The sequence below is a fragment of the Orlajensenia flava genome (assembly GCF_004801905.1).
Classification (GTDB): Bacteria; Actinomycetota; Actinomycetes; order Actinomycetales; family Microbacteriaceae; genus Orlajensenia; species Orlajensenia flava.
Genome location: NZ_SSSN01000002.1, coordinates 251,870 through 267,064 on the forward strand (window position 1 = coordinate 251,870; position 15,195 = coordinate 267,064).

Annotated in this window: 14 protein-coding genes; 10 read left to right on the forward strand and 4 right to left on the reverse strand. The window is 68.9% G+C overall.

Features of this window, described 5'->3' with window-relative positions:
- Positions 1-6 precede the first annotated feature (6 nt).
- The 4 genes from dapC (at position 7) to E6C70_RS01625 (ending at position 3,653) form a co-directional block, all read left to right on the forward strand.
- The gene (dapC, locus tag E6C70_RS01610; protein ID WP_328590794.1) at positions 7-1,107 is read left to right on the forward strand and encodes a succinyldiaminopimelate transaminase; all 1,101 of its coding nucleotides are present in this window, start codon (positions 7-9) and stop codon (positions 1,105-1,107) included.
- A gap of 175 nt (positions 1,108-1,282) precedes the next feature.
- Positions 1,283-2,584: a citrate synthase gene (locus E6C70_RS01615; protein ID WP_136421590.1), complete on the forward strand. Its 1,302-nt coding sequence runs from the start codon at positions 1,283-1,285 to the stop codon at positions 2,582-2,584.
- 8 nt (positions 2,585-2,592) lie between these two features.
- A complete protein-coding gene (locus E6C70_RS01620; RefSeq protein ID WP_168770835.1) occupies positions 2,593-3,099 on the forward strand; it encodes a GNAT family N-acetyltransferase in 507 nt (168 codons plus the stop codon).
- 26 nt (positions 3,100-3,125) lie between these two features.
- A complete protein-coding gene (locus E6C70_RS01625; RefSeq protein ID WP_136421594.1) occupies positions 3,126-3,653 on the forward strand; it encodes a hypothetical protein in 528 nt (175 codons plus the stop codon).
- A gap of 10 nt (positions 3,654-3,663) precedes the next feature.
- Here the strand turns inward: E6C70_RS01625 and E6C70_RS01630 are convergent, their stop codons facing one another.
- Positions 3,664-6,219 carry a penicillin acylase family protein gene (locus E6C70_RS01630; RefSeq protein WP_136421596.1) on the reverse strand — a complete coding sequence of 852 codons (2,556 nt, stop codon included), beginning with the start codon at positions 6,217-6,219 and terminating at the stop codon, positions 3,664-3,666.
- An 89-nt stretch (positions 6,220-6,308) separates the two neighbouring features.
- Positions 6,309-7,277: a 2,3,4,5-tetrahydropyridine-2,6-dicarboxylate N-succinyltransferase gene (gene dapD, locus E6C70_RS01635; RefSeq protein WP_136421598.1), complete on the reverse strand. Its 969-nt coding sequence runs from the start codon at positions 7,275-7,277 to the stop codon at positions 6,309-6,311.
- Between the two features lie 66 nt (positions 7,278-7,343).
- Between dapD and dapE the strand changes: the two genes are divergently transcribed.
- The 3 genes from dapE to E6C70_RS01650 all read left to right on the forward strand — a co-directional run bounded on the left by dapE (position 7,344) and on the right by E6C70_RS01650 (position 9,959).
- Positions 7,344-8,429 (forward strand): succinyl-diaminopimelate desuccinylase, encoded by a 1,086-nt coding sequence (gene dapE, locus E6C70_RS01640; RefSeq protein ID WP_136421600.1) that lies wholly within the window; start codon positions 7,344-7,346, stop codon positions 8,427-8,429.
- Positions 8,411-9,691 carry a hypothetical protein gene (locus E6C70_RS01645; RefSeq protein ID WP_136421602.1) on the forward strand — a complete coding sequence of 427 codons (1,281 nt, stop codon included), beginning with the start codon at positions 8,411-8,413 and terminating at the stop codon, positions 9,689-9,691. Before dapE ends, E6C70_RS01645 begins: the two co-directional genes overlap by 19 nt.
- Positions 9,692-9,785: 94 nt before the next feature.
- Entirely contained in the window at positions 9,786-9,959 is a 174-nt protein-coding gene (locus E6C70_RS01650; protein WP_136421604.1) for a DUF3117 domain-containing protein, read from the forward strand.
- A 73-nt stretch (positions 9,960-10,032) separates the two neighbouring features.
- Here the strand turns inward: E6C70_RS01650 and E6C70_RS01655 are convergent, their stop codons facing one another.
- Positions 10,033-10,665 (reverse strand): O-methyltransferase, encoded by a 633-nt coding sequence (locus E6C70_RS01655; RefSeq protein ID WP_136421606.1) that lies wholly within the window; start codon positions 10,663-10,665, stop codon positions 10,033-10,035.
- 86 nt (positions 10,666-10,751) lie between these two features.
- Between E6C70_RS01655 and E6C70_RS01660 the strand changes: the two genes are divergently transcribed.
- From E6C70_RS01660 to E6C70_RS01670, 3 genes are all read left to right on the forward strand, one after another.
- Entirely contained in the window at positions 10,752-11,207 is a 456-nt protein-coding gene (locus tag E6C70_RS01660) for a twin-arginine translocase TatA/TatE family subunit (protein ID WP_136421608.1), read from the forward strand.
- Between the two features lie 69 nt (positions 11,208-11,276).
- Positions 11,277-12,653, forward strand: coding sequence for an MFS transporter (locus tag E6C70_RS01665; RefSeq protein WP_136421610.1), 1,377 nt, complete (start codon positions 11,277-11,279; stop codon positions 12,651-12,653).
- Positions 12,650-14,128 (forward strand): pyridoxal phosphate-dependent decarboxylase family protein, encoded by a 1,479-nt coding sequence (locus E6C70_RS01670; RefSeq protein ID WP_136421612.1) that lies wholly within the window; start codon positions 12,650-12,652, stop codon positions 14,126-14,128. Before E6C70_RS01665 ends, E6C70_RS01670 begins: the two co-directional genes overlap by 4 nt.
- Before the next feature lie 208 nt (positions 14,129-14,336).
- Here the strand turns inward: E6C70_RS01670 and E6C70_RS01675 are convergent, their stop codons facing one another.
- Positions 14,337-15,194 carry a hypothetical protein gene (locus E6C70_RS01675; protein ID WP_136421614.1) on the reverse strand — a complete coding sequence of 286 codons (858 nt, stop codon included), beginning with the start codon at positions 15,192-15,194 and terminating at the stop codon, positions 14,337-14,339.
- Position 15,195 lies beyond the last annotated feature (1 nt).

Genomic DNA, 15,195 nt, shown 5'->3' on the forward strand with positions numbered 1-15,195 from the left:
GGCGTCGTGCTGAAGCCGCTTCCGGACTACCCCTGGGACCGGATGGAGCCGTACATCGAGCGTGCTCGTCGGCACCCGGGCGGCATCGTCGACCTGTCGATCGGCTCTCCGGTCGACGCGACTCCCGACATCATCCGTGAAGCGCTGTCGGAGGCGACGGATGCGCATGCCTACCCGGCGACCATCGGCACGCCGGCGCTGCGGCAGGCCATCATCGACTGGTTCCAGAGACGCCGAGGCGTCACGGGGCTGACGGAGGCGAACGTGCTGCCGACCATTGGCTCCAAGGAGCTGGTGGCTCTGCTGCCGTTCATGCTCGGCCTCGGCGAGGGCGATGTGGTCGTTCATCCGCTGGCCGCCTATCCGACCTACGCCATCGGCGCCGCCCTGGCCGGTGCCACCGCGTTCGGCTCCGACGAGCCGGCGGCCTGGCCGGAGCGCACCCGGCTGATCTGGCTGAACAGTCCGGGTAACCCCGATGGTCGGGTGCTATCGATCGACGAGTTGCGCGCCGCGCGAGCCCGCGCGCTGCAGCTCGGGGCGACCATCGTGAGCGACGAGTGCTACGCCGAACTGGGCTGGGACGAGCCGTGGAACACCGAGCAGATCCCGAGCATCCTCGATCCGCGCGTGATCGAGGGCGATCGCTCGAACACGCTGGCGGTCTACTCGCTCAGCAAGCAGTCCAACATGGCCGGGTATCGAGCGGCCTTCGTCGCCGGATGCGCCACCCTCATCGGCCGCATCACCACCGTGCGCAAGCACGCCGGTCTCATGCTCCCCGCCCCGCTGCAGGCGGCCATGGTCGTCGCCCTCGGAGACGACGTGCACGTGGCCGAACAGAAGGAGCTCTACCGAGTGCGACGCGACATCCTGCTCCCGGCCGTCGAGGCCGCCGGATTCCGCATCGACCAGAGCCGGGCGGGCCTTTACATCTGGGCGACCGAGGGCCGCGACGCCTGGGACAGCATCGACCGGCTGGCCAGCCTCGGCATCGTCGCCGGGCCGGGTCACTTCTACGGGGACGCCTACCCCGAGCACGTCCGGTTCTCGCTCACCGCGACGGACGAGCGCATCGCGGCGGCGGCCGAGCGACTCACCGCGTGACCGCATCCGTGCCTGATCTCCGTCGATGTTGGGCGCTTCCGACAACCGAAGGTGCGAAGCGTTGGCCGATGCGGCGGTTGGCCACCCTGCCGATTAGGCTGTATCGGGGGATCTCCCAGACTCGTCACAGCGAGCTGTGGTCGGCCCCATCCACCGACACAGCTCAGGAGGCGTAGTGGGCAACGAGGATCAGGCCGCAGGACAGAAGGCGCAGCTCGAGTTTCCGGGCGGCCGGGCCGAATTCCCCATCCTCCCGAGTGTGGACGGAGCGTCGAGCCTCGATCTGTCGAGCCTGACCAAGCAGACCGGTCTCACCGGGCTGGACTACGGATTCGTCAACACCTCGGCCACGCGATCGGCGATCACCTACATCGACGGCGACGCCGGCATCCTGCGCTACCGCGGCTACCCCATCGAGCAGGTCGCGGCCAACGCCAGCTACCTCGAGACGGCCTGGCTCCTGATCTACGGCGAGCTGCCGACGGCCGATGAGCTCGCCGAGTTCGACGAGAAGATCCGTCGCCACACGCTGCTGCACGAGGACCTCAAGCGATTCTTCTCGGCGTTGCCGCACACCGCGCACCCCATGTCGGTGCTCTCGAGCGCGGTGTCGGCGTTGTCGACGTACTATGAGGACTCATCCGACCCGAAGGATGCCGAACAGGTCGAGCTCACGACCATCCGTCTGCTGGCGAAGCTGCCGGTCATCGCGGCGTACGCCCACAAGAAGTCGGTCGGCCAGGCATTCCTCTACCCCGACAACTCGCTGTCGTTCGTCGACAACTTCCTGAAGCTCAACTTCGGGAACCTCGCGGAGATCTACCAGATCGACCCGGTGCTCTCGAAGGCTCTCGAGCGCCTGCTCATCCTGCACGAGGACCACGAGCAGAACGCCTCCACGTCCACCGTGCGGCTGGTCGGCTCGACGGGGGCGAACCTGTACGCCTCCATCTCCGCCGGCATCAACGCTCTGTATGGCCCGCTGCACGGCGGGGCGAACGAGGCCGTGCTCGAGATGCTCGCCGGCATCCGCGACTCGGGTGAGGGCGTCGCCCGCTTCGTCGAGCGCGTCAAGAACAAGGAGGACGGTGTGAAGCTCATGGGCTTCGGGCACCGCGTCTACAAGAACTACGACCCGCGCGCCAAGCTCGTCAAGGAGAGCGCCGACGAGGTGCTGGAGCTGCTGGGCGTGCACGACCCGCTGCTCGATCTGGCGAAGGAGCTCGAGCAGATCGCGCTCGAGGACGACTACTTCAAGGAGCGCAGGCTGTACCCGAACGTCGACTTCTACACCGGCGTCATCTACAAGGCGATGGGCTTCCCGACGCGCATGTTCACGGTGCTGTTCGCGATCGGCCGGCTGCCCGGCTGGATCGCCCACTGGCGCGAGATGAACAACGACCCGCAGACCAAGATCGGCCGCCCGCAGCAGCTGTACGTCGGCTCGCCGCAGCGCGACTGGCCCGCCGACCGCTAGTCGCCTCCGTGGACGTCGAGATCCGGCCGCTCGGTGGTGACGACGTCGACGCCCTCCAGAGGTTGCTGGAGCTCGACCCGGGCTACTCGGAGCGGGTCACGGGATATCCGCCCGGCCCGTCCGACGCCCTGAGCGCACTCATCTCGCGGCCGGAGACCGTGACCGAGGACCACAAGCATGGTCATGGGTTGTGGCTGGACGGCGCTCTGACGGCGTTCATCGACACGGTCGAGGGCTACCCCGACGACCTCACGGCCACGATCGGCCTGGTCATGGTGGCTCCCGCTGCGCGACGTGAGGGATTCGGCACCCGTCTGCACGACGCCGTCATGCGTGAGATGCATCAGCGCGGGATCCGGACGATGCGCATGCCGATCGTCGCCACAGTCGCAACGGATGCGGAGCCTTTCGCGCGTTCGGCCGGGTATCGGCCGACCGGCGAGGTGAAGGAGCATCGCTACTCCCAGCTGGAGAGCACGGTCGCGATCTGGAGCAGGTCGTGCGGCGCGGACTGACGCCCGGCCACCGATAACATCTCGTCATGGCCGAACGAATTCTGCGCCCGGTTCGACTCACGAGCATCCCTCGGGAGCGGTTCACGGTCACCCGCGATGTTCCGCGCACTGTCCGCGTCGCCGTCTGGGTGCTCGTCGCCCTTGCGGCCGTCGCCGGCATCCGCATTCTCTTCGACGTCCTGACAGTGGACTGGAACGCCTACCTCGCCACGGCGGTGCACTCCTTCGTCCACAACGGGCGCACGCTCCACGTCACAACCGCGGAGGCGATCGGCGGCCGGGTGGCGGCGTGGGCCTTGGGCCTCGTCGTGGTGGGCGTGCAGATCGTCCTGAGTCTCCTACTGTGGCGCGGGCTCAACTGGGTGCGCGTGCTCCTGAGCGTGTTCGCCGTCTTGGGCCTCCTGACGATGTTCTTCCAGCAGAACCCGTTCATCTACCTCGAGGACCTCATCACCGCTGCCGCCGTCGGGTCGACCTGGTTGCCTGAGTCGAACGCCTTCTTTCGACAGCTCACGGAAGATCGGCGGAAGCACCGCTCTCGACAGTTCCGCTGACGTCAGCTGATCAGTCGTGGTTCGCCTTCAGCACGAGGGTGTCCTTCGCCGCCTTCTGGTAGGCCTTCGGCGTGAAGGGCCACGGGCGCGTCTGGTTCTGCTGCCAGAGCGTGGTCTGGTCGGCGTAGTTCGGGTGGAATGCGTGCCCCGACTCGCCGGAGAGGTTGATCCAGGTCGACTGGTCGAAGTCGGCCAGGCTGATCACCTGGCGCATCGACGGAACCCAGTGCACGTCGTAGCTGTCCTCGGTGGCGTCCCATCCGAGGGCGTCGACCACCGACGTACTGCCGGGCAGTTCGTACGGTCCCCGGTTGAACAGCCACTCCAGCGGCGGGACGCCCGACTCGCCGAAGCTGGCATTGGTCAGCTCGAGGGTGTGCAGCGAGCCCCACCGCCACTTGGATGGATCGCCGCCCATGGCATCCGTGCCCTCTTCCCAGGCCTTCTTCGCGGCGTAGGCGAGCATCTCGTCACGACCGCTGACGCCGATCTTCTTGTTGGTCCACCACGGCGAATCGGGCTGGCCGAGCAGGGTGCCGACGACACTGAACCAGCGATCGCCTCCGGCCGGTCGAGTGCCGTCGGGCAGCTTGTCGCCGAACATCGCCACCAGCAATTGCCGCCACGTCATCTGGAAGTAGGCGGCCGCGGCGCTGTCGACGCCGTCGCGATCGTCCCACTTCTTCAGGAGCGCAACCCCTTTTGCCGCGTCCCCGCTGAGTTTCAGATCGGCCAGCACGGGTGCCAGCTGGGCCGCGTTGGCGTCGACGTCGTCGGCCTGGATGGATGCCATCGTCTTCACCGTGAACTTCTCACCCGAGGCGATCTGGGCCTGGATGCGGGTGGTGATCTGCTGCGCCCGGTAGCCGAGGTCCCAGTCCCTCGTGATGAATGCAGGGAAGTCCGCGGGCGCCGCCGCGTTGTTGGCCGTGACGATGTAGCCGCTCGGCGGGTTGAACACCGAGGGAAGCGCGCTGAAGGGGACGTAGCCCGACCAGCCCGACGCCGACGTCCATCCCGGGTTCACGGCGGTGCCATCGCCCGAGCGTCGGATGGGGATGAGGCCGGGCGCCTGGTAGCCGATGTTGCCGTCGACGTCGGAATAGAGCAGGTTTTGCGACGGGACCTCGAAGAGCGAGGCGGCCGCGCGGAACTGATCCCAGTTCGTCGCCCTGTCCATGGCGAAGATGGCGGATGCCGTTCGGCCCGGCGTCAGCGCCGTCCACTGCAGGCTGAGCGCGTAGTCGCCATCCGGATAGCCGGCCTTGGTCGGATAGTCGTGCGTGATGGTGCCGAACGCGTCGCTGATGTCGCTCACGATCGGCCCGTGCTCGGTCGCCCGGATGGTGATGGTGACGGGTGCACCCCCTGCGACCTTGATCTTCTCCGTATGGGAGGTCAGCGGCACCTGCACGCCATCCATCTCGTAGGAGGTGCCTTTCACCTTCTCGAGGTAGAGGTCGGCGACGTCGGGCCCCAGGTTGGTGAAGCCCCACGCGACGCGGTCGTTGTGCCCGATGATCACGCCCGGCAGACCCGAGAAGGTGTAGCCACTCACGTCGAACGGGCACTCTGCGGTGACCTTCAGGCAGTGCAGGCCCGCTTGGTACCAGATGGAGGGCATCACCGCCCCGAGGTGCGGGTCGTTGGCGAGGAGAGGTTTTCCGGTGTCGGTGAGCGAGCCCGACACGACCCAGGAGTTGGATCCGATGTCGCTGCCCGCCGGTCCCATGAGCGCCGGTACGTCGTCGAGGGCCGCCTTCAGTCGTGTCAGTGGCGCGGCAGCGGCGACGGATGCGGCTTCGCCGAGCGGCTCGACGGAGGTGGCAGCGGTCGCGGCCGGCGCCGGGCCGCCGATGATGGTGGGGTGCGAGGCGAAGGGATAGTCGGGGTGGAGTTGCGCGACCTGCTCCGGCGTGAGCTTCGTGGAGAGCAGCGCCCGGTCGATCTCGTCGTCGAGGTTGCTGCGGAGGTCCCACGCCATCGCCTTCAACCACGCGACCGAGTCGGCCGGCGTCCACTTCTCGGGCTTGTAACCGGGCGTCTGGATGCCCAGGACGGCGTACTCGAGCGACAGGTCGGCGCCCTGATGGGCGGCGAGGTAGGCGTTCACACCGTCGGCGTACGCCTGGTAGAACGACAGGGTCTCGGGGTCGAGGAGCTTGACCTCCTTCTCGGCGACGGCTCGCCAGCCGAGCGTGCGGATGAAGGTGTCGGTCGGAACCTGGCTGGCGCCGAAGAGCTCCGACAGCCGGCCCGCCGTCACATGCCGACGGAAGTCCATCTCCCAGAACCGGTCCTGTGCGTGCACGTACCCCTGGGCCATGAAGAGGTCCTTGGGATTGTCCGCGACGATCTGGGGGATGCCGGCCGAATCCCGGTAGACGCTGACGTCGTGGTGGAGACCGGCGATCACGACCCGGCCGGAGAGCGTCGGGAACGAGCGCTGGACGGTCCAGACGCCGAGTCCTGCCGCCACGACACCGAGGACGAGCACGGTGACCAGCGCCCCGATGAGGAACCTGATGCCGCGATGCCTGCTCGTACGAGGGGTGTCGGTTCCCACGTCACTCCTTCGTGAATGCGGCTGTGCTGTGGACTTGTGAATCAGCTGTCCGGTCTCGGCAGGCTACCGGACGCGGCGCCGCTCCGCGCTCAGGCGTGCAGGGCGGTGTTGAGCGCGATGCCGTGACCGGAACGCTCCAGCACCTCGACGGCGCCCGTGACGGAGTTACGCCGGAAGAGGAGACCCGGCACGCCGGAAAGGGCGGCGGCCTTGACGCTCGCTCCGGCATCCGCTCCGCCGACGATGAGCACCTTGGTGCCCGCCGTCACGTAGAGACCGGCCTCGACGACGGAGTCGTCACCGATCGAGATGCCGATTCCCGAGTTGGCGCCGAGCAGCGCGCGCGCGCCGATGCTCACGCGCTGCGTTCCGCCGCCCGAGAGGGTGCCCATGATGGACGCTCCGCCGCCGATGTCGGAGCCGTCACCCACCACGACGCCCTGCGAGATGCGGCCCTCGACCATCGACGTGCCCAGCGTGCCGGCGTTGTAGTTCACGAATCCCTCGTGCATCACGGTCGTTCCCGGTGCCAGGTGGGCGCCGAGTCGCACGCGTGACGCGTCGGCGATGCGCACTCGATCCGGCACGACGTAGTCGATCAGGCGGGGGAACTTGTCCAGTCCCGTCGCGGAGATGCCGGCGCGCTGAAGGCGGATACGGAGCCGGGCGTAGTCGTCGGGGTGCATCGCGCCGGCTGTGGTCCACACCACGGCCGGGAGGTGGGCGAAGATGCCGTCGAGGTTGAGGGTGTTGGGAGCGACGAGGAGGTGCGAGAGCAGGTGCAGGCGCAGGTAGACATCCGCCGTGCTGGCCGGTGCGGCATCGAGGTCGACCGTCACGGTGACGACCTCGAGGTCGACCTCCCTGCGCTGGTCGGGCACGGCGGATGCGGCCAGCTCGTCCGGAACGGATGCCTCGGCGGGGACTGGTCCCAGTGTCGGAGCCGGGAACCAGACGTCGAGCACCGTTCCGTCGGCCGCGCGAGTGGCGAGACCGTGGCCCCAGGCCGAGCGGTCAGCCGTCGTGGGTTCAGCGGTCGTGGGTGCAGGCGAGGGCATTCTGCAAGGGTAGCGGCGGCCGCCGCGCGTGACGGCGATGCCGGACGCGCTGAATAGAATGGCCCAATGCCCGTGCCGCCCGCGCTCGACCTCTCCGCCGGTTCCGTCGCGCTCACCCGGAGCCTCTGCGACCTCCCCTCGGTCTCGGGTGATGAGGCGGTGCTCGCCGACGCGATCGAGACGGTGCTGCTTCGCCACCCGCATCTCGACGTCACGCGGGACGGCGACGCCATCGTGGCCCGCACGATGCTCGGCCGGGCTCAGCGCGTGATCATCGCCGGGCACATCGACACCGTTCCCATCAACGACAACCTGCCCACCCGCGTCGAGGACGTCGAGGGTGACGAGTACCTCTGGGGGCGCGGCACCGTCGACATGAAGGCCGGAGTCGCGGTCGCCCTCGTGCTCGCCGCCGAGTTGGATGACCCGCCCGTCGACGTGACGTGGATCTTCTATGACAACGAGGAGGTCGACGCCGAGCTCAACGGCCTCGGCCGCCTCGCTCGGAACCACCCGGACCTGCTGGCTGGCGACTTCGCCATCCTGGGGGAGCCGTCGAACGGGGGAGTCGAGGGCGGCTGCAACGGCACGATGCGGCTCGAACTGCGCACGAGCGGGCTGCGGGCGCATTCCGCGCGCTCCTGGGTGGGCGAGAACGCGATCCACAAGCTCGGTGATGCGCTCACCCGGCTCGCTGCGTACGAGCCGCGGACGGTGGAAGTCGATGGGCTGGCCTATCGGGAGGGGCTGAACGCCGTCACCGTATCTGGCGGAGTGGCCGGCAACGTCGTTCCGGATGCGGCGACACTCGTGCTCAATTACCGGTTCGCTCCCGACCAGAGCGCCGCCGAGGCCGCCGATCGGGTTCGCGCGCTCTTCTCCGACTACGATGTCGTCGTCGTGGACCAGGCAGAGGGTGCCCGCCCGGGTCTCGACGCCCCGCTCGCGCAGGCATTCGTCGCGGCCGTCGGCGCTGAGGCCAAGCCGAAGTACGGCTGGACGGATGTCGCCCGCTTCAGCGCCCTGGGCATCCCCGCCGTCAACTTCGGGCCCGGCGACCCGCTGAAGGCCCACGCGGATGACGAGCGCGTGCTCGTGAGCCAGATCACCGATGTCGAGCGTGCGCTGCGGGCATGGCTGACGACCTCCTGACCGCGCCGCCCCTGCGCCGGCGACGGGATGCGCGTCTGGTGCCGGTGCGGATGGCCGCCCGCTGGCGGCTGCTGCCGCGGTGGTTGCGCATCGTCATCGTCTTCGCCGTCTCCCGGGTGGTCACCACTGCGTTGATGCTGGTGCTGGCGAGCGTTCAGGGCGCCAATCCCTGGACCGGCGACCACCCGGCCTACCTCGACTTCGCGAGCATCTGGGACGGGCGCTGGTACGACATCGTCGCCGTCGCCGGGTACCCAGCCCAGCTGCCCATGACCGCCGATGGCCACGTGGGCGAGAACGCTTGGGCGTTCATGCCCGGCTACCCGTTCCTGGTGCGCGTGCTCATGCTCGTCTCGAACCAGCCGTGGTCGCCCGTCGCCGTGTTCGTCTCAATCGCGTTCGGGCTCGGAACAGCCCTGCTGTTCTATCGACTGCTCATCCGGCACATCGACACGTCGTCGGCGCTGTTCGCGGTGACGCTGTTCTGCTTCGCGCCGCTCTCGCCGATGATGCAGGTCGCCTACGCGGAGTCGATGTACCTGTTCCTGCTGACGCTCGCCCTCCTCTTGCTCGACGAGCACCGCTACGTGCTGCTGCTACCCGTGATCGGGCTGATGGCGTTCACGCGCCCGAGCGGGCTGGCGTTCGCGCTCGCGATCGGGTTGCACGTGCTCTACCGCTGGGTCCGGCGTCGGCGTCATCCGTTCCCTCCCCGGCAGATGCTCGAGGCCGCCGGCGCAATGGTGTTCAGCCTGCTGGCGGGGCTGGCCTGGCCGCTCATCGCCTGGGTCGCGACGGGCGACATGAGTGCCTACACCGATACCGAGCTGGCATGGCGGATGCCCTACATCGGCTACGTCGACCTGGTTCCGTTCACCGCCTGGTTCCAGGGCGCGCACTGGTGGATCGTGTTCGCGTTGGCTCCCGGCGCTCCCGAGACCGGCAAGTGGGTCGCGGCGATCATCATCGTGGTGCTGCTGATCGTCGCGTTCGTCGCGGTGCTCTTCCTTCCGGCGGTTCGGCGACTGGGGGTCGACATCCGCTTCTGGCTGGCCTCCTACGGGCTCTACCTGCTCGCCGTCTTCTTCCCGCAGTCCAGCACCTTCCGGCTGCTGATGCCGATGTTCCCCATGCTCGGCGCGTTGGCGCAACCGCGTTCACGGGTGTACCGGATCGCCCTGGTGGTTCTCGCGGTCGCCCTGCAGTGGGGATGGCTGCTCATCGCCTGGGGCGTCGACGGAGCGGACTGGAGCCCGCCGTGACGCGTGATCGCGCCGGTGCGCGGTCGCTCGATTTCGGGAATGACCGGGCAGCGGGAGATAATGGGAACGCGAAAAGCCACGAAAGGGGAACTCAATGGCGGCGATGAAGCCACGGACCGGTGACGGGCCTATGGAGGCTGTGAAGGAGGGTCGGCTCATCATCGTGCGGGTTCCGCTCGAAGGTGGCGGACGCCTCGTCGTCTCGGTCAACGACGCTGAAGCCAAGGAGCTCCACGACGCGCTGGCGAAGGTCGTCGCGCCGGCCTAGCGCACGAGCGCCACCGATGCCCGGGGTCGAGAGATTCCGGGCATCGTCGTCTGTGAACCGCCGAGCAGCGTGGCTAACCGCGCAGTTTGGCGATCTGCAGCAGGCCGTCTCCGGCCGGCGAGATCGCAGACACCACAGCGGGCGATGATGCGATCTCGGTGACGAGGGAGCGGAAGTCGCTGGCAACGTCGTCGCGCTGCGCCGGGTCCGCCACGCGTCCCCGCCAGAGTGCGTGCGGGACGAGCACGGTGCCGCCCGGTCGCACGAGACGGAGGCCGTGCTCGACGTATTCGATGACGGATGCGGGGTCGGCGTCGACCAGGACGATGTCGTACGAGTCCTCGTTCATGCGCGGCAGGACGTCACCCGCGCCGCCGGCGATGAGGCGGACGCGGTTGGGCGCGATCCCGGCCTCGGTGAAGAGCGTGCGGGCGTGCTGCTGGTGATCGACCTCCGAGTCGATCGACGTGAGCGTCGCGCCGGTCGCGCCCGCTAGCAGCCACAGACCCGACACCCCCACGCCGGTGCCGATCTCGACGATCGACGCCGCGCCGCTCGCGGCAGCGACCACGGCGATCTGCGCACCAACCGCCGGGGAGACGGGCTCGATGCCGAGTTCGAGCGACTGCTGACGCGCCTTGACGATCGATTCGGGCTCGACGACCGCGTCGTCAACGTATTTCCAGTTCAGATCTCTGTCAGACACTCGGGCTCCTGTGTGGATGGGCGTCTTCAGCCTAGAGGCGTCCCTGAGCGGGAGGTCGCCGCCTCGCCGCGGGTTATCCTGATGGCATGTTCGGCCTGACCTTCGAGAAGCTCCTCATCATCGGGGTCATCGCCGTCTTCCTGCTCGGGCCGGAGCGACTGCCGCACTATGCGGCGCAACTCGGCCGCCTCGTACGTCAACTGCGGGACATGGCCAACGGCGCCAAGGATCGCATGCGCGACGAGATGGGGCCGGACTTCGACGACGTCGACTGGAAGAAGCTCGACCCCCGGCAGTACGACCCGCGGCGGATCATCCGTGAGGCCCTGCTCGATGACGAGCCCGCCGCCCCGACCATCTCGCGGTCGGGGTCGGCGGTCGCCGGTGCGGCCGCGACCGCATCCGTGAGCCGTGCGGACCCGGCGGGTACGGCCGGCGCGTCGACCGCTGCGTCGTCACCCGCTGCGCCGCCGTCCGCCACGTCTTCACCCGCCGCGGCACCGGCGTCTGCGACGACGCCGTTCGACACCGAGGCGACCTGACCGAGCAAGAGCGGGTCATCTGACCCACTCGATTCGAGACGGCGTCCACCGGGTGGTTACACTCCACTCATGATCGCAACGACGCGAACGGGCCTGCCTCGTCGTACCATCGCCGGCTATGCCGCCGGTTCGCTGGGCACCGGCGGGTTCGCAACCCTCCCGGGCCTGGTCCTGGTCTTCTACCTGACCGACACCCTGGGCGTGGCCGCGCTGTTCGCGGGCGCCCTGGTCACCCTCGCGAAGATCTGGGACGTGCTCATCGACCCGCTCATCGGAGCGTTGAGCGACCGCTGGCTGCGCCGCACCGGGAGCCGCCGAGCGCTCATGCTTCTCGGGGCATGCACCATCCCCCTCTTTTTCGTGCTGACGTTCGCGGTGCCGCGCGGACTCGCGCCGGCCTGGGCAGGCGTATGGGTACTCGTGGCGTTCCTCCTGACAGCCACCTCGTTCAGCCTGTTCCAAGTGCCCTATATCGCCTTGCCCGCCGAGATCGCCGGCAGCTACGACGAGCGCACCAGGCTGCTCACGTGGCGGGTCGTCGTGCTGACCCTCGCCATCCTCCTCTTCGGTGCCGGAGGTCCCGCCCTCCGGCATCTGGTGAAGGACGAATACGTCGGCTATGTCGTGATGGCCGTCGTGGCCGGCGTGCTGATCGGGTTCGGCATGCTCGTCGCAGTCTTCACGGCAGTGCCCCGGCACGAGGCGCGAGTCGAGGAGACGGATGCGCCGCCCTCGCTGCGGGCCGGCTATTCCGAGGGCCTGGCCGCGCTGCGGCGCAGTGCCCCCTTCCGTGCCCTGCTGTCCACGTTTCTGCTGCAGGGCCTCGCGACCGGCCTCATGCTCGCGTCGGCCAACTACGTCGCGGTATGGGTGCTGCACTCCGATGACGCGTTGACGTTCCTGTTCGTCGCCCTGATCGCCCCCGCGCTCGTCTGCGCCCCCCTCTGGGGCCTCATCGCCCGCCGCATCGGCAAGGAGCGCGGGTACGCCATGGCGAGCGCGCTGTTCGGCCTTGCGGCGCTCTCGTTGACGGGGATGCTGTTCTCAGCCGGGCCATGGGTCTACCTGCCCGTGGCCGTGGCGGGCGCGGGCTACGCCGGCATGCAGTCGCTGCCGATGGCCATGCTGCCCGACGTGATCGCCCACGACGCGCTCTCGCAGGGTCCGGGTCGCGCCGGCACGTTCGGCGGCATGTGGACAGCCGGCGAGACCACCGGAATGGCTCTCGGCGCCACGGCACTGGCGGTCGTCCTGGCGGTCAGCGGCTACACCGAGTCCGTCGGCTCGGCGGCTGTCACGCAGAGCCCGGCAGCCGTCGTCGGCATCGTCCTGAGCTTCAGCCTCGTGCCGACCATCATCATCGCCATCAGCCTCGTCACCCTGCGTCGTTATCGACTCCGCCGGAGCGACATCGAGGCGCTTGAAACACCAGAGGTCATCGCATGAACGAGTGGAAAATCGCGCCGCAGGACGTGCTGGAGCGGCTGAACGGTCTCCGGCAGTTGGACGCCCCCACGCACGGCGGCCGCGTCCTCTCCTACGTGTACGACTCCGGCCGTGCAGAACTCGACGAACTGGCCGCTGCGGCCATCCGGGCGGTGCAGCCGCTCAACGGGCTCGACCCCACGACCTTCCGCTCCGTCGCGGTGATGGAGCGCGAGCTCGTCGGATTCTCCCGGACGCTGTTCCACGGTGACGACGACGTGGTCGGATCGATCACCTCGGGTGGCACCGAGAGCTGCTTGCTGGCTGTCAAGACCGCGCGCGATGCGTGGCGGGCCGATGGTCGATCGGGTCGTCCGCAGTTGCTGGTCGCTTCGACCGTGCACGCTGCCTTCCAGAAAGCCGCTCACTATTTCGAACTCGATCTCGTCGTCGTTCCGGTGTCGCCCGTGACGGGCGCACCGTCGGCCGAGGCCATCATCGAGCGGCTGGCGGCCGATGTCGCGCTCGTCGTCGTGAGCGCGCCGTCCTACCCCACGGCGACGCTCGACCCGGTAACCGAGGTCGCGGCGGCTGCGGCATCCGTCGGCGTTCCCGTGCACGTCGACGCCTGCATCGGCGGGTTCGCGTTGCCCTGGTGGCCAGACCTCCCTGCATGGGACTTCGCCGTGCCGGGGGTGACCAGCCTGTCGGCCGACCTGCACAAGTACGGCTACTCGCCGAAGGGCGCGTCCGTCCTGCTGCAGCGCGGACGCGACCGCCAGCGGCTGCAGTATTTCGCCACCACGCGCTGGCCCGGCTATCCTGTGGTCAATTCGACCATGCTCGGCTCCAAGTCGGCGGGCCCGCTGGCCGCGTCGTGGGCGATGGTTCAGGCCCTCGGAGCGGGCGGCCTGGCCGAACTCGCCGGGGCGGCCCGGCGCGCGACGATCGCCTTAGTCGAGGTGGTCGAGGCCATCGACGGTCTTCGCGTCGTCGGCGGCCCGGTCGGTCCTCTCTTCGCCGTCACGAGCGATGACGACGTGGACGAGGCGCGTCGGGTGGACCCGCACCGTTTGGCCGATGCGATGCGTCGCTACGGCTTCATCGTGCAGCTTCAGCCGGGTCTCGCGCAGGGCGACGGAACGCGGATGCCGCCGACCGCGCACCTCACCGTCACCCCGGTGACGGAGCGCATCCTTCCGGAACTCTCCGACGCACTCCGCCGGGCCGCGGACGACGTGCGGGGCGTGCCGGCTGCCCGTGCGGACGAGGTGCTGCAGGCCCTCGCCGGCTCCGGGCTCCTGGCCGAGGGTGTCATGCCGGATTCGGATGCCGCCGCCGCCCTGCTCGGCGCCGTGGGCATCTCCGATGGCAGCGTGCCCGAGGAGATGGCTCCGCTACTGGCGCTCGTGGAAGCACTGCCTGCGCCGTTGGCTGAGCGCCTCCTGACCGAGCTTCTCGCGCGGCTGGTCGAGCCCGAGGCTCAGCGGGCCTGAGCGTCAGCCGGTCTGGACCTCAGCGCGCCTGAGCGGCGTCGGAACGCACTACGACCGGGCGACCGTGAAGCGCAACCTCACGGCGGATTCCGGTGTCGGATGATGACCGACGTCGTGCTGGACGGACACCAGGGCCCCATCCGCCAGCCGCACCGTCGTGCCCTCCGTCGCCGACCTACGGGTCCCCGCTCGGTGACCGGGAGCCTCCTCAGTCGCCGCAGACCGCGGTGATGTAGAAGTAGACCTGCGCCTTCACGGCGGGCGGCAGCGGCAGCAGGTAGCGGCCATCGCGCCCTGTCGAGGTGCTCACGTCGATGACCAGGATGGTGCCGACCTTGTCGTCGGCGAGAGCATGCGGATCGCAGCGGGTCGGCCGCATGTCCAGGGTGAGGGTTCTGGGAGATGACGACGCGTCGAGGTCGAGCCCGAGCGGCCAGTTCGGTGCTCCGTCGACCGGCGACATGAGCGTCGTGGAGCGCACGTCGGTGACGGTGACCCGCCCGTCGGCGCCGGTCGGATCGAGCGCCAGGTCGATGTGCGCGACGGCCGCCGCTCCCACGCCATCGACGCGCAGCGCCGCGGGGGGAGTGACCGTCATCACCGCGTCCACGTCGTGGACGATGCAGCCCTCGCGAACGAGCCGCGAGACCACCGCGTTCGGGTCGGTCGGCACCGCTTGGATGCGCCGTCCGTCCGCGAGCACGACGGTCACCGTTCCGAGCCTCGCCGTGCCGTCGCAGCTGACGGCGGGGATGGGGACGCGCAGGTCGACCGTACTGCCCGGCGAGAGCGGCACGGCGCCGTTCTCGTAACTCGCGACGGTGGCGAAGCTCGGCGATGCGTATCGCGCGCTGGCCACCGTGATCGGCGCGTCCGACCCGTTGGTCACCTCGATCGCGAACACGTTGCGGGAGTAGTCCGTGCGTCCCTGCACGATGGCAACGGATGCCGGGGATGTCGACGGGGTGGGAGCTGGGGATCCGGAACAGGCGCTGAGCGTCAGCACCGATACGAGCGCGAGACTCAGCGCACCGGTAGCGGCGGCGAGAACTCGGCGGGGGCGCATC